19 protein-coding genes are annotated in these 22,000 nt (G+C 37.6%); all 19 read left to right on the top strand.

All coding sequences use genetic code 11. The features are described 5' to 3' along the window. Positions 1–103: 103 nt before the first annotated feature. The 19 genes from BK585_RS16210 (at position 104) to BK585_RS16120 (ending at position 21,964) form a co-directional block, all read left to right on the top strand. Positions 104–2,293, top strand: a complete 2,190-nt coding sequence (locus tag BK585_RS16210) for a penicillin-binding transpeptidase domain-containing protein (protein ID WP_078554855.1) — start codon at positions 104–106, stop codon at positions 2,291–2,293. Between the two features lie 109 nt (positions 2,294–2,402). Beyond that, positions 2,403–4,328, top strand: a complete 1,926-nt coding sequence (locus tag BK585_RS16205) for a stage V sporulation protein D (protein ID WP_078554854.1) — start codon at positions 2,403–2,405, stop codon at positions 4,326–4,328. A gap of 244 nt (positions 4,329–4,572) precedes the next feature. Further along, complete coding sequence (locus BK585_RS16200) at positions 4,573–6,042, top strand: UDP-N-acetylmuramoyl-L-alanyl-D-glutamate--2,6-diaminopimelate ligase (RefSeq protein ID WP_078554852.1); 1,470 nt, start codon at positions 4,573–4,575, stop codon at positions 6,040–6,042. After that, entirely contained in the window at positions 6,039–7,406 is a 1,368-nt protein-coding gene (locus tag BK585_RS16195) for a UDP-N-acetylmuramoyl-tripeptide--D-alanyl-D-alanine ligase (protein WP_078554850.1), read from the top strand. The genes BK585_RS16200 and BK585_RS16195 overlap by 4 nt, the downstream gene beginning before the upstream one ends. Positions 7,407–7,425: 19 nt before the next feature. Further along, on the top strand, positions 7,426–8,400 hold the full coding sequence (gene mraY / locus BK585_RS16190) for a phospho-N-acetylmuramoyl-pentapeptide-transferase (RefSeq protein WP_078554847.1): 975 nt from the start codon (positions 7,426–7,428) through the stop codon (positions 8,398–8,400). Next, complete coding sequence (murD, locus tag BK585_RS16185; RefSeq protein WP_078554845.1) at positions 8,401–9,756, top strand: UDP-N-acetylmuramoyl-L-alanine--D-glutamate ligase; 1,356 nt, start codon at positions 8,401–8,403, stop codon at positions 9,754–9,756. A 110-nt stretch (positions 9,757–9,866) separates the two neighbouring features. Continuing rightward, on the top strand, positions 9,867–10,931 hold the full coding sequence (gene spoVE / locus BK585_RS16180; RefSeq protein WP_078556852.1) for a stage V sporulation protein E: 1,065 nt from the start codon (positions 9,867–9,869) through the stop codon (positions 10,929–10,931). Positions 10,932–11,187: 256 nt separating this feature from the next. Then, complete coding sequence (gene murG, locus BK585_RS16175) at positions 11,188–12,285, top strand: undecaprenyldiphospho-muramoylpentapeptide beta-N-acetylglucosaminyltransferase (protein WP_078554844.1); 1,098 nt, start codon at positions 11,188–11,190, stop codon at positions 12,283–12,285. A gap of 46 nt (positions 12,286–12,331) precedes the next feature. Next, positions 12,332–13,234, top strand: coding sequence for a UDP-N-acetylmuramate dehydrogenase (murB, locus tag BK585_RS16170; RefSeq protein ID WP_078554842.1), 903 nt, complete (start codon positions 12,332–12,334; stop codon positions 13,232–13,234). Between the two features lie 115 nt (positions 13,235–13,349). Next, positions 13,350–14,129, top strand: coding sequence for a cell division protein FtsQ/DivIB (locus BK585_RS16165; RefSeq protein WP_078554840.1), 780 nt, complete (start codon positions 13,350–13,352; stop codon positions 14,127–14,129). Beyond that, a complete protein-coding gene (locus tag BK585_RS16160) occupies positions 14,113–14,826 on the top strand; it encodes a DUF881 domain-containing protein (RefSeq protein ID WP_078554838.1) in 714 nt (237 codons plus the stop codon). Before BK585_RS16165 ends, BK585_RS16160 begins: the two co-directional genes overlap by 17 nt. A gap of 5 nt (positions 14,827–14,831) precedes the next feature. Continuing rightward, positions 14,832–15,542: a DUF881 domain-containing protein gene (locus BK585_RS16155; protein ID WP_078554836.1), complete on the top strand. Its 711-nt coding sequence runs from the start codon at positions 14,832–14,834 to the stop codon at positions 15,540–15,542. A gap of 5 nt (positions 15,543–15,547) precedes the next feature. Next, complete coding sequence (locus BK585_RS16150; RefSeq protein ID WP_078554834.1) at positions 15,548–15,907, top strand: small basic family protein; 360 nt, start codon at positions 15,548–15,550, stop codon at positions 15,905–15,907. Positions 15,908–16,057: 150 nt separating this feature from the next. Further along, on the top strand, positions 16,058–17,335 hold the full coding sequence (gene ftsA / locus BK585_RS16145) for a cell division protein FtsA (protein ID WP_078554832.1): 1,278 nt from the start codon (positions 16,058–16,060) through the stop codon (positions 17,333–17,335). Between the two features lie 50 nt (positions 17,336–17,385). After that, positions 17,386–18,528 carry a cell division protein FtsZ gene (gene ftsZ / locus BK585_RS16140; protein ID WP_078554830.1) on the top strand — a complete coding sequence of 381 codons (1,143 nt, stop codon included), beginning with the start codon at positions 17,386–17,388 and terminating at the stop codon, positions 18,526–18,528. Positions 18,529–18,925: 397 nt separating this feature from the next. After that, the gene (gene spoIIGA / locus BK585_RS16135) at positions 18,926–19,843 is read left to right on the top strand and encodes a sigma-E processing peptidase SpoIIGA (protein WP_078554828.1); all 918 of its coding nucleotides are present in this window, start codon (positions 18,926–18,928) and stop codon (positions 19,841–19,843) included. Positions 19,844–19,875: 32 nt separating this feature from the next. Continuing rightward, positions 19,876–20,589: an RNA polymerase sporulation sigma factor SigE gene (gene sigE / locus BK585_RS16130; RefSeq protein ID WP_078554826.1), complete on the top strand. Its 714-nt coding sequence runs from the start codon at positions 19,876–19,878 to the stop codon at positions 20,587–20,589. A 143-nt stretch (positions 20,590–20,732) separates the two neighbouring features. Then, positions 20,733–21,518, top strand: coding sequence for an RNA polymerase sporulation sigma factor SigG (sigG, locus tag BK585_RS16125; protein ID WP_078554824.1), 786 nt, complete (start codon positions 20,733–20,735; stop codon positions 21,516–21,518). 200 nt (positions 21,519–21,718) lie between these two features. Continuing rightward, complete coding sequence (locus tag BK585_RS16120; RefSeq protein WP_078554822.1) at positions 21,719–21,964, top strand: YlmC/YmxH family sporulation protein; 246 nt, start codon at positions 21,719–21,721, stop codon at positions 21,962–21,964. Positions 21,965–22,000 lie beyond the last annotated feature (36 nt).

Here is a 22,000-nt window from a genome sequence, read left to right as displayed (position 1 = left end):
AAAATCATAGATGGTTTTACTGTAAACACAGGAATTATTCAATGAAACTGCCGATAGAAACATAGACAAGCTCAAAAAATGAGGCAAACAGGATGTGAATGGTATGCAAGTAAAACGGGCAACAACCAACAAGAGAGCTGTTCTTTTTTTGTTTCTCTTTTTAATTATGTTTTCAGTTTTATTTGGTAGGATTGTATACATCCAAGCCAACAGTGAAATTGAGGGCCAAGACTTAAAGGCAATAGCGGAATCACATTGGACCAAAAAGACGGTAATTGAAGGTCAACGTGGGACTATCTATGACCGGAATGGAAGTCCATTAGCGCAGGAAATAAGTTCGTATACAATGTATGCTGTTCTGAATAAAAATTATAGCAATTACGTAAAAAATCCTAGTAAAACAGCAAGTATATTAGCTGAGCATGTGGAAATGCCGGTAGAAAAAATAGAAGAGTTACTAACATCTGACCGTTTCCAAGTTGAATTTGGTCCAAGTACTAGAAATATGAGCCATGAAAAAATGACTGAATTAAAGGAGTTAGAATTAGATGGAATCTTCTTTAGGCGTGAACCGCGACGCTATTATCCTAAGCAAACATACGCGTCTCATGTTATAGGGTATACAGAACGGGATATGGAAAACTCTCGAATGGGGCTTGAGTTAAGCTTGGATGAAAATCTACGTGCAGAAGATGGCTATGTCGTCTACCAGCGTGACCCACGTGGAATCAAGCTGCCTGACCCTAAGGAAAATGTACACCCTCCTAAGCATGGGGATGATGTCTACTTAACGTTTGACTCAAATATTCAAACGGCACTCGAACAAGTCATGACAAAAGTAGATGAAGAGTATTCTCCTGAACGTATGATAGCGATCGTAGCTGACCCGAAAACAGGACAAATACTAGCGATGAGTAATCGACCTAGCTTTAACCCGAATCACTATGAAGAAATTACAAACTATTTGAATTATGCTGTCTCCGATCGTTTTGAACCAGGATCAACGATGAAAGTATTTACATTGGCTGCAGCGATTGAAGAAGGAGTTTATAACGGAGAGGAAGAATATCAGTCTGGTCGTTATCAATTAGGAGCTAATGCTGTATCTGATCACAATCAAGGTCGAGGGTGGGGGAAAATAAATTTCAATGAAGGATTCCAACGTTCCTCAAATGTAGCGTTTGTAAAATTGGGTTTAGAAAAACTTGGACCAGATACATTTTTTACGTATTTGAATCGATTTGGATTTGCTGAACCAACAGGGATAGATTTACCGAATGAAGTTGATAGCTTACTTGCAGATTCTTCAAATTTAGGTGCAGCTTATACTGCTTTTGGCCAAAACTCTGCGGTAACGCCGATTCAACAAATTCAAGCAGCGACTGCCATTGCAAATAATGGGAAAATGATGAAGCCCTATGTCATTGATAAAATCGTAAACCCAGCAGACGGTAGCATAATCTTAGCGAATGAACCTGAAGTAGTTGGTGAACCAGTTAGTAAAGATACAGCTAAACAAGTAAGGGATTTGTTAGAAACTGTTGTGACAGAACCCGCAGGAACAGGGCGTCCATTTTATATTGAAGGATTTGATGTAATAGGTAAAACAGGTACTGCTCAAATATCTGCTCCTGGTGGTGGATATTTACAAGGGCATGGAGTTAATATTTTTTCCTTTTTAGGTATGGCACCAAAAGATGACCCTAAAGTTGTCGTATATGTTGCAGTTGACCGTCCGCAATTAAAACCTGTTGAGTCCGGTTCCGCTCCTGTTTCTATGATTTTTAATACAGTTATGAAACATAGTTTGCAATATTTAAATATAACGCCAACTTATGAAGAGATTACGAACCAATCAGAACAAGGAATCCAACTGGATAACTATAAAGGGAAAGACCCGAAAAAAGTTAAAAAAGAGTTAGAAGAAAAAGGCTTAGAAGTCCTTGTCTTTGGAAATGGGGACAAAGTTATCGACCAACAACCTGTTTCAGATAGACATATCATGATCGGTGAAAGAGTACTCATTCGAACGGAAGGTGAAAAGTTTTCAATGCCTGATGTCATTGGATGGTCATTTCGAGATGTAATGAAGCTATCAAATTTACTTCAGTTACAAATGAATGCAACTGGGGCAGGATTCACGGTCCAACAGAATATTAGTCCAGGCAGTACCGTACGTGAAGGTGATTATGTACAGGTTGAATTACGAGAGCCTTCCGAACTAATAAGAACTACGGAGGAAGAAGAGAATGAGGAAGAAACTCAAGAGGAATTAGAAACATTTGCCAACTAATCAAAGCACTTTGTACAGGCTGTTCTAATCTATGTCGTACAAGCATATAGTTAACCAAGCTATGTATTCTTTGAATACAGACATAGATTAGATGGTTGGGGTGAAGCATGTGCGAGTATCAAATGTAACTGTACGAAAACGGCTTGTTTTTGTATTAGTTTTTGGTTTGTTGTTTTTCTTAGTTATTGCAATTCGCTTAGGGTATGTTCAATTTGCATTAGGAGATTGGTTAACTGATAGGGCTGAAGATTCGTGGAGTAGAGATATCCCTTTTGAAGCGATGCGTGGCGAAATTTTAGACAGAAATGATGTCGTCCTTGCTACAAATGTTAGTGCGCCCTCGGTACTTGTTGTACCAAGGCAAGTAAAGAATCCTGCGGATACTGCAGAGGAATTAGCAAGCGTACTAAATATGAGTCATCAACGTGCTTATGAGTTAATCACAAAGCAGGAATCCATTGTTCGAATACAACCAGAAGGCAGAAAAATAACAAAAGAAAAAGCGAATGAGGTTCGAAAACTAGGACTAGAGGGTGTCTATATAGCTGAAGATAGTAAAAGGCACTATCCTTTTGGTTCTTATTTATCACATGTATTAGGTTTTGCTGGGATCGATAATCAAGGACTTACAGGATTAGAACTGTACTATGAAGAACAGCTGAGTGGGAAAAAAGGGAGAGTTTCCTTTTTCTCTGATGCCAAAGGAAAAAGAATGCCAGATTTAGCTGATGAATATACACCTCCTGTAGATGGTTTAGATTTGCGGTTAACGATAGATAGCCGCGTTCAAACGATTATTGAGCGGGAATTAGATATTGCTGAAGCTACGTATAACCCTGATGGTGCAATAGCGATAGCGATGGATCCAAATACGGGCGAAATCCTAGGCATGTCTAGTAGACCGCATTATAATCCAGAAAACTTTAGAGAAGTCCCTCCAGAAATATATAATCAGAATAAACCAGTGTGGATGCAATATGAGCCTGGGTCAACCTTTAAAATCATTACACTTGCTGCTGCACTTGAAGAAGGTGAAGTGAACTTAGAAAAGGATACATTTAACGACCCTGGTTTTATTGAAGTGTCAGGTCATCGCCTTCGTTGTTGGAAAAAGGGCGGACATGGTCATCAAACCTTTTTAGAAGTCGTCCAAAACTCTTGTAACCCCGGTTTTGTAGAGTTAGGAGAGCGTTTAGGAAAAGATAGGCTCTTTGATTATATCGAGGATTTTGGTTTTGGTGAAAAGACAGGAATTGATCTTCAAGGAGAAGGAAAAGGTATCTTATTTAATCGTGACCGTGTTGGGCCTTTAGAACAAGCTACAACTGCATTTGGTCAAGGAGTATCAGTTACACCAATTCAACAGGTAACCGCAGTGTCAGCTGCTATAAATGGCGGATACTTATATCAACCTTATTTGGCGAAAGAATGGATCGATAAGGATTCTGGTGAGATATATGTTAGTACAGCTCCAACTCTAAAAAGAAGAGTCATCTCAGAAGAAACCTCGGAACAAATTCGTCATGCTTTAGAAAGCGTTGTTGCACTTGGGACAGGAAAAGGTGCGTATGTCGACGGCTATCGTGTAGGTGGGAAAACAGGAACGGCACAGAAAGCAAAAGATGGACGTTATTTAGAAAATAACCATATTGTCTCGTTCATTGGATTTGCACCAGCTGATGACCCGCAACTGGTCGTTTATGTTGCGATTGATAATCCAAAAGATACACTTCAATTTGGTGGTATTGTTGCAGCACCAATTGTTGGCAAGATTATGGGTGACAGCTTACGAGCGATGGGTGTTGAAAAACGAGAAGACCAAATCGAAAAAGAATTAGCATGGAATGATGAAAAATTGGTTGAAGTTCCAGATTTAGAAGGATTATCGATCCGAGAAATCAACCAAGCGTATTATGAGCTTAAATTAGACGCATCTGGAGAAGGTTCCACAGTCGTTTATCAATCTCCACAACCTGGCATGAAGGTTGTAGAAGGATCAACAATTAGACTTTACATGGGTGACAAATCTGATTGAAACGACTAAAATGTGTGTTAGAGATATAATTAATAGACCTCCACTGGTATAATAAGGAAGGTGGAGGTCTTGCTTGTTAAGAAATACCGTGTTGCAGATCTTCTTATGGTACTTCTTATAAAACATTTTGTGTCATACATATACTAAAAGGTGATAATTTTTTGGATATGCGATTAAAATAGCCAGAAAATAGATAGGCTGATAGTAACTTATTATAAGTTGTAAAGATTGTGAGGTAAATTTTATGAAGCTCGACCAATTGCTTAAACCATTACTTAATTACATAAAATCTGATGACCGTAATCCCGACATTATATCAGTAGAAATGGATTCTCGTCTCGTAAAAGAGGGGAGTTTGTTCATTTGTATTCAAGGATTTACTGTCGATGGTCATGATTATGCAAACCAAGCTGTCGCAAATGGTGCTGTAGCTGTTATAGCCCAACACCAACTTGAATTATCCGTACCTGTCATCATTGTTCCAGATTCAAAAAGAGCAATGGATATAGTCGCCAATTATTTTTATAACCACCCAACCGATAAGTTAACGTTAATTGGAGTAACCGGAACCAATGGCAAAACAACGACGACTCATATTATAGAAAAGATTTTACGAGACAATGGGGAGCAGACTGGTTTAATTGGGACGATGTATACAAAAGTGGGGCAAACCGTGTATGAAACCAAAAACACGACACCCGAATCACTAACCTTGCAAAGATACTTTCAACAAATGGTTGAAGAAAATGTAACCGTAGCTGTTATGGAAGTCTCTTCACATGCCCTTCATTTAGGTCGTGTGAGGGGAAGTGACTTTAATATCGCTGTCTTTACGAATCTTACCCCTGATCATTTGGATTATCATGAAACAATGGAAGCTTATAAGCATGCCAAAGGATTATTATTTGCGCAGTTAGGAAACACGTATAAGCATAATGATCTAAAGGTGGCCATCTTAAACCAAGATGATAATGCTTCAGCTGATTATGATAAAATGACGACAGCGCAAGTTTTTACATATGGCATAAAAAATAAAAGTGATATCATGGCGTCTAATATAAAGATGACAGCGAGTGGAACAGAGTTTATTCTTCAAACACCACTTGAAAGTAAGCAGGTAACCATTAACCTAATTGGCACGTTTAGTGTATATAATGTATTGGCTGCAACTGCTGCTTGTCTTTGTTATGGCATACCATTACAAAAAATAGTTGAAAGCCTTGAGCAAATCGACGGAGTAGCTGGACGTTTTGAAACTGTAGATGAAAACCAAAAATTCACGGTAATCGTTGATTATGCACATACACCTGATAGCTTAGAAAATGTATTACTAACGATTAAAGAACTCGCAAAAGGTGATGTGTACTGTATCGTAGGTTGTGGTGGGGACAGAGATAAAACCAAACGTCCTGTTATGGCGAAGATTGCTGCTGACCATGCAACACACGCCATTTTTACATCTGATAACCCTCGTAGTGAAGATGCGATAAAAATATTAGAAGATATGGAACAAGGAGTTACATCAAAGGATAGCTATGACATCATACCAGACAGAGAAGCGGCCATTAGAAAGGCAATTTGGTCTGCTAAGGATAATGATGTCGTCTTGATTGCTGGAAAAGGACATGAAACCTATCAAATTATCGGAAACACGACATATGATTTTGACGATAGGGAAGTCGCTAGAAGAGCCATTAAGGAGAGGGAGAAATGATTGAAGCAAAGTTAGTTGATGCAATTAGTAGTGGAAGTAGACATGAAAATCAATCATTATCTCACTTTGCATCGGTCTCGACGGATAGCAGGGTGAAAAGAGAGAATGGATTATTTATACCTCTGGTTGGTGAGAGGTTTGATGGCCATGATTATATCTTGGATGCAATTCAAGGTGGGGCAACGGCTTCTATTTGGCAAAAAGATAAACCTATTCCTGAGAGCCTCCCACAAACCTTTCAACTCTACTATGTTGAAGACACATTAGCGGCTCTTCAAGAGCTATCTAAGAAGTACTTACAAGCGGTTAATCCAATTGTAGTAGGAGTAACTGGAAGCAATGGGAAAACAACGACGAAGGATATCCTTGAGGCGGTTCTCTCGACATCATACAAAACTCATAAAACACAAGGAAATTATAACAATCATATTGGTCTGCCCTTAACTATTTTGGCCATGCCAAAAGATTGTGAACTGATTATCCTAGAAATGGGGATGAGTGATTTTCGGGAAATTGCTTTGTTAAGTGAGATAGCCGCACCAGATTATGCGATCGTTACTAATATTGGTGAATCCCATATTCAAAACCTTGGCAGTCGTGAAGGAATAGCAAAAGCAAAAATGGAAATTGCTGAAGGATTAAAAGCCAATGGGGTTGTTATTTTTGATGGTGATGAACCGTTACTGCAATCCTACAGGAACCCTTCAACATTGACTTGTGGATTCAATGACAAGAATTATTACCAAGTAACCGACTGCATTGGTGATGAAAGAGGTTATTCTTTTACCATAAATGACTCATCATTTCAGTATCAGTTGCCATTACTCGGAAAACACAATATAAAAAATGCGTTATATGCGATTGTCGTTGCAAAAAAACTTCAGATTTCCGATTCATTAATTAATAAAGGTTTGACAGAAATCTCCTTAACGGGAATGCGCTTAGAACGAAAGGAAGGACTAAATGGCTCTCTAGTAATAAATGATGCTTATAATGCAAGTCCTACTTCAATGAAAGCTGCAGTCTCAGTAATTAAAGGAATAGGGAACTTTACAAAAAGAATTGTCATCTTGGGAGATATTTATGAATTAGGAATGAATGAAGAGGAACTGCATCGCTCTGTAGCTGAAGTCATTGATGAACCGATTACTCATGCATGGCTAGTTGGCGAAAAAGGAAAATGGATCTATGATGAATTACAGAAAAGACAAAGCCATAGAATGGATATAAGAAGGTATGAAACAAAGGAAGATGTAAGTAAGGATGTTATTCCGCTGCTTACGGAAGATACCATTGTTCTTATAAAAGCTTCTCGTGGACTAAAATTAGAAACAGTTGTCGAGGAAATCATCAAACAAGGATAAATAGAAAGGAGGGAATTAGATGTTAGAACAAGTGTTATTGTTTACGTTATTGGCTTCATTTTTAGTAGCAGTATTACTTTCTCCAGTATTAATTCCGTTTTTAAGAAGGTTGAAATTTGGGCAAAGTATTCGAGAAGAAGGACCAAAATCGCATCAAAAGAAAAGTGGGACACCTACCATGGGTGGGCTTATGATATTGTTATCGATTGTTATTAGTACAATTATTATTGTTACTAAATTTCTATCATTTTCACCTGAATTGATTATCCTCTTATTTGTTACGATTGGGTACGGTTTAATTGGTTTCTTAGATGACTTTATCAAGGTAGTCAAAAAACATAATTTGGGGTTAAATTCAAAGCAGAAGCTATTAGGTCAATTAGTTATTGCTATTATATTTTATATTAGCTTACACCAGCTTGGCTTTTCAACAGAACTTTCTATTCCGGCAACAAACCTATCGATTGACATTGGTTGGCTTTACTTCCCTTTGATTATTGTTATGTTAGTTGGTGCCTCTAACGCTGTTAATCTAACAGATGGTTTGGATGGATTGTTAGCAGGAACGGGAGCGATTGCGTTTGGTGCATTTGCTATTTTAGCTTGGTATGCTGATATGGTGGATATAGCGATTTTCTGTGCAGCTGTTGTTGGTGCTGTATTAGGGTTTTTAGTTTTTAATGCACACCCAGCTAAAGTGTTCATGGGAGATACAGGTTCACTTGCATTAGGCGGCGCGATTGCAGCTGTAGCTATTTTAACGAAAATGGAAATTTTACTTGTTATTATTGGTGGAGTGTTCGTCATTGAAACGCTTTCGGTGATAATTCAAGTCATTTCATTTAAAACAAGAGGGAAACGGATATTTAAAATGAGTCCTCTTCATCATCATTATGAACTCTCCGGATGGTCAGAGTGGAGAGTTGTTGTCACATTCTGGCTTGTAGGTATGTTATTTGCAGTGTTAGGAATTTATTTAGAGGTGTGGGTATAGATGAAAGATGTTAGTCAATATAAAAACAAACATATTCTCGTGCTAGGTTTAGCTAAAAGTGGCTTTGCTGCTAGTAAATTATTACATTCACTAGAGGCACATGTTATTGTAAATGATGCCAAGCCCTTAGAAGAAAATACTCAAGCAAAAGAGCTCGAATCCTTAGGGATTCAGGTCATTTGTGGTGCTCATCCATTGTCATTATTGGATGGGCCTATTGACTTTATAGTGAAAAATCCGGGAATTCCATATACGAACCCTATTGTTGAAGAAGCAGTAAAGCGAAATATATCAGTGATTACAGAAATTGAATTAGCTTCACAACTGTCTGAAGCAGATATGATTGCCATAACAGGGTCAAATGGAAAAACAACAACTACAACGTTACTTGTTGAAATGTTAAAAAACAGCGAAAAAGAGCCTCTTGTTGCTGGAAATATCGGTACAGTAGCTTGTGAGGTTGTTCAAAACGCAAAACCAAATCATATCATTGTCACAGAGGTTTCTAGTTTTCAACTTCAAGGAACGGAAAACTTTCATCCTAAAGTCGCTGTCTTTTTAAATTTATTTGATGCTCATCTTGATTATCATGGCACAAAAGAAAATTATGGATTAGCAAAGGCTAATATTTATAAAAACTTAGATGACGAAGACTTTATCGTATATAATGCTGATGATGAAAGTGTAGTTTCCCTTGCTTCTAATGCAAAGGGTCAACATATTCCGTTTTCATTAACAAAAAAGAATTCAAATGGTGCTTATCTTAAATCGGGCTATGTGTTTTTCCAAGGAGAAAACATCATTGATATAAATGACATTGTGCTCCCTGGTAAACATAATTTAGAAAATATTTTGGCTGCAGTTGCAGCAGCAAAATGCTGCGGTGCGTCAACTACTCAGATCCAAAACGTACTAACAACATTTGCTGGTGTGGAACATCGAGTTCAATATGTTACTACGATTGATAATCGGAAATTTTATAATGACTCTAAGGCAACAAACATATTAGCTGCAAAAGCAGCAATATCAGCTTTCCAGGAACCTGTAATATTGCTAGCGGGTGGATTAGACCGTGGCAATTCATTTGATGACCTTATACCTGCCCTACGATCAGTAAAGGCTGTTATTACATTCGGTCAAACCCAAGAGAAAATACTTGCTGCTGCTGCTGAAGCAGGAGTTGACTATTGTAAAAAGGCAGTTAATGCTGCTGATGCGGTTCGTATCGCCTACGACCTTTCTGATGAGGGTGATGTGGTTTTGTTATCTCCTGCGTGTGCGAGTTGGGATCAATATAAGACGTATGAAGAACGGGGCCATGAATTTATTCAGGCCGTTGAAAACTTAAAAAGATAAACATGTTCTACAAGACTGATGCATATGTTTAGTAAAAGAGGTTGTACCAATTTTACTAAAGAGGTGTAGTCAGTGTGCCTAAATCAAAAACGTCTCCAGATTTAATTTTAATGTTTGCTACAATAGCCTTACTTACAATTGGAATCATAATGGTTTACAGTGCAAGTGCGGCGTGGGCAACCTACAAGTTTGATGATGCATTCTTTTTTGCAAAGCGCCAGGTGTTTTTTGCTGGAGCAGGAATCGCAGCAATGATTTTCATTATGAATATTGAATATTGGACATGGAGAAGATGGTCAAAACTATTAGTCATCATTTGTTTTATCCTTCTTATTGTCGTGTTGATTCCAGGTGTAGGACTTGTTCGAGGAGGAGCAAGAAGTTGGCTCGGTGTTGGTGCTTTTTCGATTCAACCTTCAGAATTTATGAAACTTGCTATGATAGCTTTTCTTGCAAAATATCTATCAGAAAATCAAAAGAAAATCACATCATTTAAGAATGGGCTAGTCCCCTCTTTATCGCTAGTGTTACTTGCGTTTGGAATGATTATGTTACAACCAGACTTAGGAACAGGTGCCGTTATGGTTGGTACATGTGTTGTCATGATATTTGTAGCAGGCGCAAAAATATCCCATTTTGTTGGACTAGGTATTGTCGGATTAGTCGGGTTTGCAGGTCTTATTATTTCAGCTCCTTACCGAATAAAACGAATCACCTCGTTTCTAGACCCATGGTCAGATCCTTTAGGAAGTGGGTTTCAAATTATTCAGTCGTTATATGCGATTGGGCCAGGTGGACTACTTGGTTTAGGGTTAGGTGAAAGTAGGCAAAAATATTTTTACTTACCTGAACCTCAAACAGATTTTATTTTTGCCATTCTTTCTGAAGAATTAGGATTCATTGGAGGCGCTATCGTAATCTTTTTATTTGGTGTCATGCTTTGGCGCGGAATTCGCATCGCTCTTGGTGCGCAAGACTTATTTGGAAGTTTGCTTGCTGTAGGAATTATTGCAATGGTTGCTATTCAGGTTATGATAAACATTGGTGTTGTAACCGGGTTAATGCCTGTTACAGGAATTACACTCCCGTTTTTAAGTTATGGTGGTTCTTCTCTAACACTAATGCTAGTAGCCATTGGTGTGTTATTAAATATCAGTCGCTATTCTAGAATATAAACGATATGAAGGTCGTAGTAAGAATGCCTCGACAGGATAATACCCTATCGAGGCATTTTTTTCATACGGTTAGAAGAGCCTGACCCATAAGGGATGTCAGAATCTTAAATCAAATACGAACCTTTACAGTGTAACTGATGTCAAGTTAAATTTTTGCTGTTATTTTACAAAATCGTTTCCCGTAGATAGGTATAATACAAGTTGTTCTCATGGTAAAATGGAAGTAAGAGAATAAAGCATACATTGGAGGAGTAAAATGAAGGTTATTGTGAGTGGAGGAGGAACAGGGGGGCATATTTACCCTGCTTTAGCATTAATTAAGGAAATAAAAAAAAGAGAACCAGATGCAGAGGTTCTTTACATAGGAACAGAAAGTGGACTTGAAAGTGAAATCGTTCGAAGGGAGAAAATCCCTTTTGAAGCAATAGAAATTACTGGGTTTAAGAGGAAGTTATCTGTCGACAATGTTAAGACTGTGCTTCGGTTCTTGAAGGGAACCTATTCTTCAAAAAAAATTATGAAAAAGTTCAAACCTGATGTTGTTATTGGTACAGGTGGCTATGTCTGTGGACCTGTTGTGTATGCGGCAGCTAAACTAAAGATACCAACAGTCATTCATGAACAAAATAGCGTTCCAGGATTAACAAATAAATTTTTAAGTCGATATGTAAATAAAATCGCATTATCTTTTGCCGAGTCAGAAGAATTCTTTCCAAAGAGTAAAACCGTTATTATTGGAAACCCAAGAGCTCAAGAAGTTGTTGAAACAACAACCAAACAAGGTGGCCTTGCCATTGGTCTCAAGCCTGATAAGCGCTCTGTTTTGATTGTTGGAGGTAGCCGAGGGGCACGACCGATTAATGAAGCGTTTCTTGAAGTTTTGGAAAAAGTGAAAGAGAGTCCATACCAATATGTGTATGTTACTGGCCAAATTCACTATGATAAAGTGATGACTGAGGTTGAGCGAAACGGCAACCCAGACAATGTGATTATAAAGCCATTTATTCATAATATGCCGGATGTGTTAGCTAATGTAGACTTAATTGTTGCCCGTGCAGGAGCAACCACGTTAGCTGAAATTACAGCTTTAGGACTTCCAAGTATTTTAATTCCAAGTCCTTATGTTACAAATAATCATCAAGAAAAAAACGCGCGGTCATTAAAGGATAATGGAGCAGCTATTGTTCGAATTGAAACAGAAATGAATGGCCAGCAATTACTAGATGATGTCCATGACATTTTTACACCAGGAAAATGGGAAGAAATGCATAAAGCCGCAAAAGAGTTAGGAAAACCCGAAGCTGCTTCGGACTTTTATAGACTTTTAGTTGAATTAACTCAAAAAGCGCAATAATGACATAGAATAAAAAGTGAATCGGAAGGAAATGAGGAGATTCCAAATGAAATCTTACATTGATAAATTAAATGAAATGAACATAGGTACAGTACTTGAGAATGAACCATTGGCTAATCATACGACCTGGAAAATCGGAGGGCCAGCTGATGTGATGGTTGAACCGGATAGCATAGTTGATTTACAAGCAATTATGACTTTCCTACAAGAAGAAAAGATTCCATGGCGTGCAATTGGAAGAGGATCCAATTTACTAGTTAGTGATAAAGGGATTCGTGGAGTGGTTATCAAGTTAGGGGAGAACTTGAGTGAACTTACTGTTGATGGAGAAGAGATTACAGTGGGTGGTGGCTATTCTTTAATCAAGCTAGCCACGGTCATTAGTAAGCAAGGACTATCAGGATTGGAATTTGCAGGAGGAATTCCCGGCTCAGTAGGAGGAGCTGTTTTTATGAATGCTGGTGCTCATGGTTCTGATATCTCAAAAATTTTAAAAAGAGCTCATATTCTATATGAAGATGGAACAATGAGATGGATTGAGAATGAGGACATGGCTTTTTCATATCGAACCTCTCGTTTGCAAAAAGAAAAAGGAATTTGCATAGAAGCAGTGTTCCAACTTAAAGCCGGTGACCGCGAAAAAATCAAGGAAGAACTGCAACATAATAAGGATTATCGTCGAAAATCACAGCCGTGGAATTTCCCATGCGCTGGAAGTGTTTTCCGCAATCCACTTCCCAATTATGCAGGTCAATTAATTGAGAAAGCGAACTTAAAAGGGCATCAAATTGGAGGAGCACAAGTATCAGATATGCACGGTAATTTCATTGTTAACGTGAAAGATGCTACAGCGGAAGATGTTTTACAGTTAATTCAACATATCAAAGATACAGTAAAAAATAAGTTTGATGTTAAAATGGAAACCGAAGTTGAAATAATTGGTGAATAAACAGTGATTTTCTATCTTATTTTTGGAAAAACTGTGCTATAATTTAAAAATGTAGCGAAAGGAAAACGGCATATACTATATATGCCGTTTCACATTTCATTGGGGGAAGTTGCAAATGAAAGACGAGAAGGTCATAACGATAGAAGACCGAATTCCTAAATTGAAGGAACAACGAAAACAAAGGGCTAATCGTCGTTTAGTATTTTTTCTTTCGTTCTTCTTTTTTCTTATTCTATTGGTGATTTATTTTCAATCCCCATTGAGTCACATTAAGACAATTGAAATAAAAGGGAACCATCATGTTTCTTCTGCGGAAATTGAAGAAGCGAGTAATATCATGATTGGGACAAGCATTTGGAATATGGACAATGATGATTCGATTGAATCTATCTTAGCTATAGAGGAAATTGCAGATGCTGAGATTACTAGATCGTTACCAACGACAGTAGTGATAACGGTTAGCGAACATAAACGCGTAGCTTATCTTCATGATAACGGAAAATACTTTCCTATTATCGAAACAGGCAAGTTTCTAACAGAGTTGCCAGATGACCAGTTTCCTGCAGATGCACCAATCTTAAAAAATTGGGAACAAGGAGCTGTTGTTGAAGAGCTAGCAAATGAATTAAATAAAGTCCCTGAAAGTCTAGTAAATCGAATTTCAGAAATTTATTATAGTCCAAATGAAACCGATCCACTTCGGATAACGTTATATATGAATGATGGGTTTGAAGTTCACACGACGGTTCGAAATTTTTCCGAACGCATTGCCCCTTATGCATCGATTATTAAAGAGATAAATCCCGACAGTAAAGGGATTATTCATATGAGAATGACCCCTTATTTTGAGAACTACGAAACTGAGGAGGAAACGGCAAGTGAGGGTGACAGGTAAACATGTTATTTATGCTCTCGTCTTAATGGTAACCGGCTTCATTATTGCCCTTTCATACCAGTTTGCTAGTGAGGGCAATAATCAAGATGTCATTACAGAAAGACAGTGGCGTCATGAAGACGAGCTTCGAAATAAAATTATTATTGAACAAGCAGTCAATCGAAACTTACAAGAAGATTTACGTGCCTATCAAGCACAGCTTCAGGAGATAGAGGACCGAATTACTCATCTGGATGAACAGCAAGAATTGAGAGTAACGAATTTAATGGAAGACCTAGAGCGAATTAGAAAAGTAGTCGGTTCAGTAAAAGTTACTGGTCCTGGAATTGAAGTGACTTTAGCAGATTCATCTTATTTACCAGATGGTGCAAATGCAAACGAATATATCGTCCATGAAGCACATGTTCAAACTCTAGTGGATGAACTGTTCGTTGCTGGAGCTGAAGCGATTTCAATTAATGGGATAAGATTATCTCATCGTTCTTATATCCAATGTATTGGACCTGTTATTAAAATTGATGGGTACACGTCTGCAGCACCTTTTGTGATTTCAGCTATAGGTGATGCAGTTACGTTAGAAGGATCTTTGCATTTATTAGGAGGCGTACATGACCAATTAGTGAATGCTAATATCGAAGTGAAAATACAAAAGAAAAATGACATTGTGATGGATCCATATTTGTCAGAGAGAGGGTGACAAGAATGAAGGATCATCGCCATATTTTCACCTTTGTTTTATTGATTATTGGATTTATGCTTGCCGTACAATTTCAATCTACTAAAGAGCCAGTTGTACGGGATACACGTGACATCAGGGAGCTTAGAACGGAATTACAAGCAGAACAAGAGCGTCATCAACAATTAGTACAAGAAATAGATAATACATTAGTTCTTCTCCAACAATATGAAAATTCATTTAACGATCAACAAAGTGTTGAGGAAGTAATTGAGGAACAAATTGAATCCCTAAAAGAAGGTGCAGGGTTAACTGAAAAAAGTGGTGAGGGTATTACGATAAAAATTAGTACGTTAGGGGGCGACCCTTTTTATGACTCTCAACGACAAAGTATTCCCCCGCATTTATTGAGATTTCTTGTAAATGAACTAAACATTAATAGCGCTAGAGATATTGCTATCGCAAATCATAGAGTCGTTTCAACGACTGCGTTCAGGGAAGTACAAGGAGTAACCCAACTAAATGGAGGCCGAAGAATTCCACCGCTGCCAGTAGAAGTCAAAGTGCTCGCAGATGATGCAGAGAATTTGCATAATCACATGGTGGTTTCTGAATCAGTTAAATATTTTGAACTTGAAGGCTATTCATTGACATTTACAATTGAGAATGAGATAACACTGCCTCCATATGAACAAACTCCTCGAGTGAGATTTATGGAGCAAGTAAAGGAGGAATAAATAGGATGTGGTTACCTTTCCTTGGCCTATTAATTGGTATCTTACTGGGCTTTTTTACAGAATTCAGAGTGCCAGATGAATACTTGAATTATCTATCGATTGCAGTACTTGCAGCATTGGATACCTTGTTTGGTGGGATAAGGGCCCACCTACAAGGAACCTTCGAAGGAAATGTATTTTTGAGTGGTTTCTTTTTTAATATACTTCTTGCTGCAGGTTTAGCTTTTCTAGGTGTCCATCTTGGTGTAGACTTATATTTAGCAGCCATTTTTGCTTTTGGTGTTCGTCTATTTAATAATATTGCAGTTATTCGTAGACTTATATTATCAAATTGGCAGCAAAAACAAACCGAGAAAGATGCGTAGTTAAAAATATATTTATGAAACACGAAAAAAAGTGTAAAATGAAAAGGAAAAATGTTGTTTTTTGTAGAATAACCTTAATATGTAAAAACTAAAATCGTTTTAGTTGTCGGAATGGTATTGCTGTTGATACACTTAAAGGAGGTGCCAAAGATGAACAACAATGAGATATATGTAAGTTTAGACATCGGTACATCCAATGTCCGAGTAGTCATTGGTGAAATGACCAACGGAACACTGAATATCATCGGTGTTGGAAACACGAATTCTCATGGAATAAAAAAAGGTTCAATTGTGGATATTGATGAAACAGTTAATTCAATTAAACGTGCAGTAGATAAGGCAGAACGGATGGTAGGTTTATCCATAAAGCAAGTCATTGTAGGGGTAAACGGCAATCATATACAATTGCAACCATGTCACGGGGTTGTCGCAGTTTCTAGCCCAGACCGTGAAATTGGTGATGAAGATATTAATAGAGTCATTGATGCGTCTCAAGTTTTATCTATTCCACCTGAAAGAGCAATTATTGATGTTATTTCAAAACAATTTATTGTGGATGGGTTAGATGAAATTACTGACCCAAGAGGAATGATTGGTGTTCGACTTGAAATGGAAGGAACAATTATTACTGCCTCGAAAACAGTGTTACATAATTTACTTCGCTGTGTGGAAAAGGCCGGTTTAGAAGTTGCTTATATAGCATACCAGCCGTTAGCTGCTGGGTCTGTAGCTATTTCAAAGGATGAGAAAAGCATTGGTGTTGGTTTAATAGATATTGGTGGTGGTTCCATTACGGTTTCTATATATGAACAAGGTGCTCTTCAAACAACATCAGTCATTCCTCTTGGTGGTGACCATGTTACCAATGATATAGCAATTGGTTTCCGTACATCTTCTGAAGAAGCCGAGCGAGTGAAAGTTAAGTTTGGACATGCTTATTTAGATGAGGCTTCAGACGAAGAAATGTTTAAGATTTCTGTAATTGGAAGCAATAGCGCTACAGAGTATTCCCAATTCGAGCTTGCTCATATTATAGAGCCTCGTATGGAAGAAATGTTTGACCTTATTGATCGTGAAGTTCGTCGACTTGGATATGATGATTTACCGGGTGGCTATGTTCTTACCGGTGGAGCTGTAATGCTTCCAGGTGTATTAGAGCTAGCTAGAGAAATTCTCCAAAACAATGTTCGAATTGCCACTCCAGATTATATTGGTGTAAGAGAATCTCAATATACGACAGGAGTAGGATTAATTCAATTTGCTCATCGTAACGGAAGAGTGATGGGTAGAGAGGTTGCGGCATCTGTTTCTGTATTCGAAGAAGAAAAACCTAGCAAGAAGAAGGAAAAACCGGTACCGAAAGCGAATGGAGATAATGGAATGAAAAATAAAGTAAAAGGCTTGTATAAGATGTTTTTTGGTGAATAACTGAAGAGATTCCAGAATACGGCATACACGATGGATTAGGGGGACCTTACATGTTAGAGTTTGAAATGGATATGGATCAACTGGCGACGATTAAAGTCATCGGTGTTGGTGGCGGTGGTAGTAATGCCGTAAACCGCATGATTGAGAACGGCCTTCAAGGAGTAGAATTTATTGCTGTGAATACAGATGCACAAGCATTGCATCTTTCAAAAGCTGAAATAAAGCTTCAATTAGGTGGGAAGTTAACAAGAGGTTTAGGTGCTGGCGCGAATCCAGAAATAGGAAAACGTGCGGCTGAAGAAAGTAAAGAGCAAATTGAAGAAGCACTTGAAGGTGCTGATATGGTTTTTATCACTGCTGGTATGGGTGGTGGAACTGGTACGGGGGCAGCTCCGGTTATTGCTTCAATTGCTAAAGAATTAGGAGCATTAACGGTAGGTGTTGTTACAAGACCATTTACATTCGAAGGGCGAAAACGCTCAGGACAAGCAGGTATTGGAATTGATGCGTTAAAGGATAATGTAGATACTCTAATTGTTATTCCTAACGACCGCCTGCTTGAAATTGTAGACAAAAACACACCAATGCTTGAAGCATTCCGTGAAGCTGATAATGTGTTACGTCAAGGGGTTCAAGGTATTTCTGACTTAATCGCAGTTCCAGGATTAATTAACCTTGACTTTGCAGATGTAAAGACAATTATGAGCGATAAAGGTTCGGCATTAATGGGAATTGGAATTGCAACGGGTGAAAACCGTGCTGCTGAAGCTGCGAAAAAAGCGATTTCTAGTCCTTTACTTGAAACTTCTGTTGATGGAGCACAAGGCGTGCTTATGAACATCACTGGAGGATCGAATTTAAGTCTTTATGAAGTACACGAGGCTGCGGAAATTGTTTCTGCTGCATCTGACCCTGAAGTGAACATGATTTTTGGATCTGTTATTAACGAGAATCTTAAGGATGAAATCGTTGTTACGGTAATCGCAACTGGATTTGATGAGAATGAATCAAATCAAGTGTTGCAAGCACCACAACGGACTACTCAACCAATTAAAGGAAATACTAAGGGTGAAGAAGCTCCTAAAGAACAACGTAATTTAAACCAAAATCAACAACAACAACCTAATTTTGAGCAAATGGATACATTAGATGTTCCAGCGTTTTTAAGAAATCGACGACGTCGCAATAAATAATCAACTATTAAAACCTAAGCCAAGAGCTTAGGTTTTTTTGTGTGGTGAAATTATTGAATTGGGAGTGCACTATCTTATCTTGGATACTTACGTTACGTAGAGGGTGAGAAAAAAATCACGACGGTACTGGAAAAAGTTAACCTACCTTTTTTAGTGCATTCTAAATAACAACTTGTCCGGTGCTCTCTTATACTTGTCTAGTATCTTAACGTGAAGGTAGAAGAATAATACTAGCTTTCTCTGTCTATTGAACGCTCAAAAATGGCTCATGTTTGTTCCTTTGACATAGTTGGTGAAAATCTTTCAAAATAACAACGATTCTTTCGTCATGAAATGACAGACATAGTAATAGGATGTGATATATACTTGTTTCAAATTGAAATAGAGAGGCTCCGTCATGACCATTTATTTGGACGTTATCTGGTTTTTAAATTTTTGTATTGATGTGTTGTTACTTTATATTACCGCTATTGCACTAAAGCGAAATGTAAAGCACTGGAGACTCATTGTAGCTGGACTATTCGCGTCCTCTATTGTATTACTTTTATTTACTCCATTAGGCTCACTGTTTTATAAACCATGGATGAAGCTATTGTTTTCATTGACAATTGTCTTTATTGCATTCGGATTTAAACGGTTACCTTACTTTTTACAGAATTTCTTTATGTTCTATTTTGTAACGTTTATGACAGGAGGTGGGCTATTTGCATTACATTTCTTCTGGCAATCCGATGTGGAAGTTCTAGAAGGTGTAATGATTTCAAAGACAACAGGGTATGGCAGTACATTTAGTTGGCTTTTTGTACTGATTGGATTTCCATTAGTCTGGTATTTTTCGAAACAACAAATAAACCAGATAGAAGTCAAACAAGTGCAATATGACCAATTGACTGAGGTCGAAATATCCTTTGGTGAAAAACTAGTACATGTAAAAGGTCTCATAGATAGCGGCAATCAACTCCATGACCCGATTACAAGAGTACCTGTTATGATATTAGAAGCACGGGCTCTTCAGTCGATTCTATCAGATGAGATGATTGCTACACTTAGTAAGGTAGAAGAAATAGGGATGATGGTCGACCATCCATTTGCAGAGAGAATGAGGATTGTACCTTATCGTGTCGTTGGTCACGACCAACAGTTTCTAATCGCATTAAAACCAGATTACGTCAAAATAAAAAGTAATGAAGAAGAACATCAGATTAAAAAAGTATTAGTTGGAATTAATCACTCTAACCTATCAAATGACGGAGATTATCAATGCATTGTCCACCCAAAACTTATCTTAACTAATCACGGTAAAAAATTAGCATAGTTACATCTTGAAATGAACGAGGAGGCAGTTTGATGTTAAAATTGAAGTTCACATTAGTATGGCAACGAATTTTGTATAAGTTAGGGCTTAAATCGGATGAAATCTATTATATCGGTGGAAGTGAAGCCCTTCCGCCCCCGTTAACAAAAGAAGAGGAAGCTCACCTTCTACAAAAATTACCGACAGGCGATAAAGTCGCTCGTTCTATGTTGATTGAAAGAAATTTACGTCTTGTTGTCTACATTGCTAGGAAATTCGAAAATACCGGAATTAACATTGAAGATTTGATTAGCATAGGTACGATTGGACTTATAAAAGCTGTAAATACATTTAATCCAGAAAAAAAGATAAAACTTGCAACGTATGCATCACGTTGTATTGAGAATGAAATTTTAATGTATTTACGTCGTAATAATAAGATACGCTCTGAGGTGTCATTTGATGAACCTTTAAACATCGATTGGGATGGAAATGAATTATTATTATCAGATGTACTTGGTACTGATGAAGATATCATCACAAAAGGTATTGAAGAAAAAGTAGACCGGAAGCTTTTAGTTAAGGCTTTGTACACATTAAACGACCGTGAAAAGCAAATTATGGAATTACGGTTTGGACTAGCCGGTGATGAAGAAAAGACACAAAAGGATGTTGCAGACATGCTGGGCATCTCCCAATCCTACATATCACGCCTTGAAAAAAGAATTATAAAACGGCTCCGAAAAGAATTTAATAAAATGGTGTAAGAAAAAAATAAAATCGTTTTCAGCCCTTATATCATGTATTCTAATTCACTTTTAATTAGAACAATGAAAGAAAGCTTATGCATATTTTTCCCTCCCAAGGAGATACTTTACTTGTACATCATCTCCTGTTAGGAGGGAAAGAATTGACACGAAATAAAGTTGAAATTTGTGGAGTAGATACTTCAAAGCTTCCTGTATTAAAAAATGCAGAAATGCGAGACCTCTTTGAAAGACTTCAAAGTGGGGAACTAAGCGCAAGAGAAAAACTAGTGAATGGAAACTTACGATTGGTACTGAGTGTTATCCAACGCTTTAACAATCGTGGGGAGTACGTTGATGACCTCTTTCAAGTTGGTTGTATTGGGCTAATGAAATCAATTGACAACTTTGATTTAAGTCAAAATGTAAAGTTTTCAACGTATGCAGTACCAATGATTATTGGTGAAATTAGACGGTATTTACGGGATAATAACCCAATCCGTGTTTCTCGTTCATTACGTGATATTGCGTATAAAGCCCTACAAGTTCGTGACCAATTGATGTCGCAGAGAAACCGAGATAGGGAACCAACTGTCATGGAGATTGCCAAAGTTCTCGATGTTCCAAAAGAAGATGTCGTTTTTGCCTTAGACGCCATCCAAGACCCAGTTTCATTATTTGAGCCGATTTACAATGATGGAGGAGACCCCATTTATGTGATGGACCAAATTAGTGATGAAAAGAACAAAGATGTGAATTGGGTTGAAGAAATTGCCTTGCGCGAGGCGATGATCCGGTTAAATGACCGTGAAAAAATGATACTTAATATGCGCTTTTTCCAAGGGAAAACTCAAATGGAAGTTGCCGATGAAATCGGTATATCCCAAGCTCAGGTTTCTCGTCTTGAGAAAGCAGCAATTCAACAAATGAATAAACATGCTCAAAGTTAATATCATACTTTAATTGAGTAAAGAAAAAGCTGACTGTAATGGTCAGCTTTTTTCTTTGTGAACGATGGTTCAATAGGTAGAGCAACAATCTTTGAGAAAAGAGCTTTTTTTACTATATAGCGGCTTGTCACAGTGCTTCTAAGAAAAGAATTACGAGCATATGTATGTAACATTAAGGAATAAATAAAAGAGGTGACAGAATGTTAAAAATATCAGAATTACAAGCAAAGGATATAGTCAATATTGAAAATGGAAAGCGGCTAGGACATTTAGGAGATATAGATATCAATTTGTCTTCTGGTCAAATAGATGCCCTAATTATAAATGGAACAGGAAAAATGATGAGCTTTTTTAGTAAAGAAGACGAACTAGTCATTCCATGGGCTAATATCGAAAAAATTGGTTCGGATTGCATCTTAGTCCGAGTAGCTGACCTTGAGGAATGATAATTCAAGTTATTTTGACGAATTTTACGGAAAGAC

The organism is Bacillus alkalicellulosilyticus (genome assembly GCF_002019795.1).
GTDB lineage: Bacteria > Bacillota > Bacilli > Bacillales > Bacillaceae_F > Bacillus_AO > Bacillus_AO alkalicellulosilyticum.
The sequence above is the reverse complement of the archived record's forward strand: the minus strand, read 5'-3'. Positions and strand labels throughout refer to the sequence as shown.

Bases quoted from the DNA above. Each gene is read 5' to 3' on its own strand.
- BK585_RS16210 (WP_078554855.1), top strand. From the start codon at position 104: ATGCAAGTAAAACGGGCAACAACCAACAAGAGAGCTGTTCTTTTTTTG.
- BK585_RS16200 (WP_078554852.1), top strand. From the start codon at position 4,573: ATGAAGCTCGACCAATTGCTTAAACCATTACTTAATTACATAAAATCT.
- BK585_RS16195 (WP_078554850.1), top strand. From the start codon at position 6,039: ATGATTGAAGCAAAGTTAGTTGATGCAATTAGTAGTGGAAGTAGACAT.
- mraY (WP_078554847.1), top strand. From the start codon at position 7,426: ATGTTAGAACAAGTGTTATTGTTTACGTTATTGGCTTCATTTTTAGTA.
- murD (WP_078554845.1), top strand. From the start codon at position 8,401: ATGAAAGATGTTAGTCAATATAAAAACAAACATATTCTCGTGCTAGGT.
- spoVE (WP_078556852.1), top strand. From the start codon at position 9,867: ATGTTTGCTACAATAGCCTTACTTACAATTGGAATCATAATGGTTTAC.
- murG (WP_078554844.1), top strand. From the start codon at position 11,188: ATGAAGGTTATTGTGAGTGGAGGAGGAACAGGGGGGCATATTTACCCT.
- murB (WP_078554842.1), top strand. From the start codon at position 12,332: ATGAAATCTTACATTGATAAATTAAATGAAATGAACATAGGTACAGTA.
- BK585_RS16165 (WP_078554840.1), top strand. From the start codon at position 13,350: ATGAAAGACGAGAAGGTCATAACGATAGAAGACCGAATTCCTAAATTG.
- BK585_RS16155 (WP_078554836.1), top strand. From the start codon at position 14,832: ATGAAGGATCATCGCCATATTTTCACCTTTGTTTTATTGATTATTGGA.
- BK585_RS16150 (WP_078554834.1), top strand. From the start codon at position 15,548: ATGTGGTTACCTTTCCTTGGCCTATTAATTGGTATCTTACTGGGCTTT.
- ftsA (WP_078554832.1), top strand. From the start codon at position 16,058: ATGAACAACAATGAGATATATGTAAGTTTAGACATCGGTACATCCAAT.
- ftsZ (WP_078554830.1), top strand. From the start codon at position 17,386: ATGTTAGAGTTTGAAATGGATATGGATCAACTGGCGACGATTAAAGTC.
- spoIIGA (WP_078554828.1), top strand. From the start codon at position 18,926: ATGACCATTTATTTGGACGTTATCTGGTTTTTAAATTTTTGTATTGAT.
- sigE (WP_078554826.1), top strand. From the start codon at position 19,876: ATGTTAAAATTGAAGTTCACATTAGTATGGCAACGAATTTTGTATAAG.
- BK585_RS16120 (WP_078554822.1), top strand. From the start codon at position 21,719: ATGTTAAAAATATCAGAATTACAAGCAAAGGATATAGTCAATATTGAA.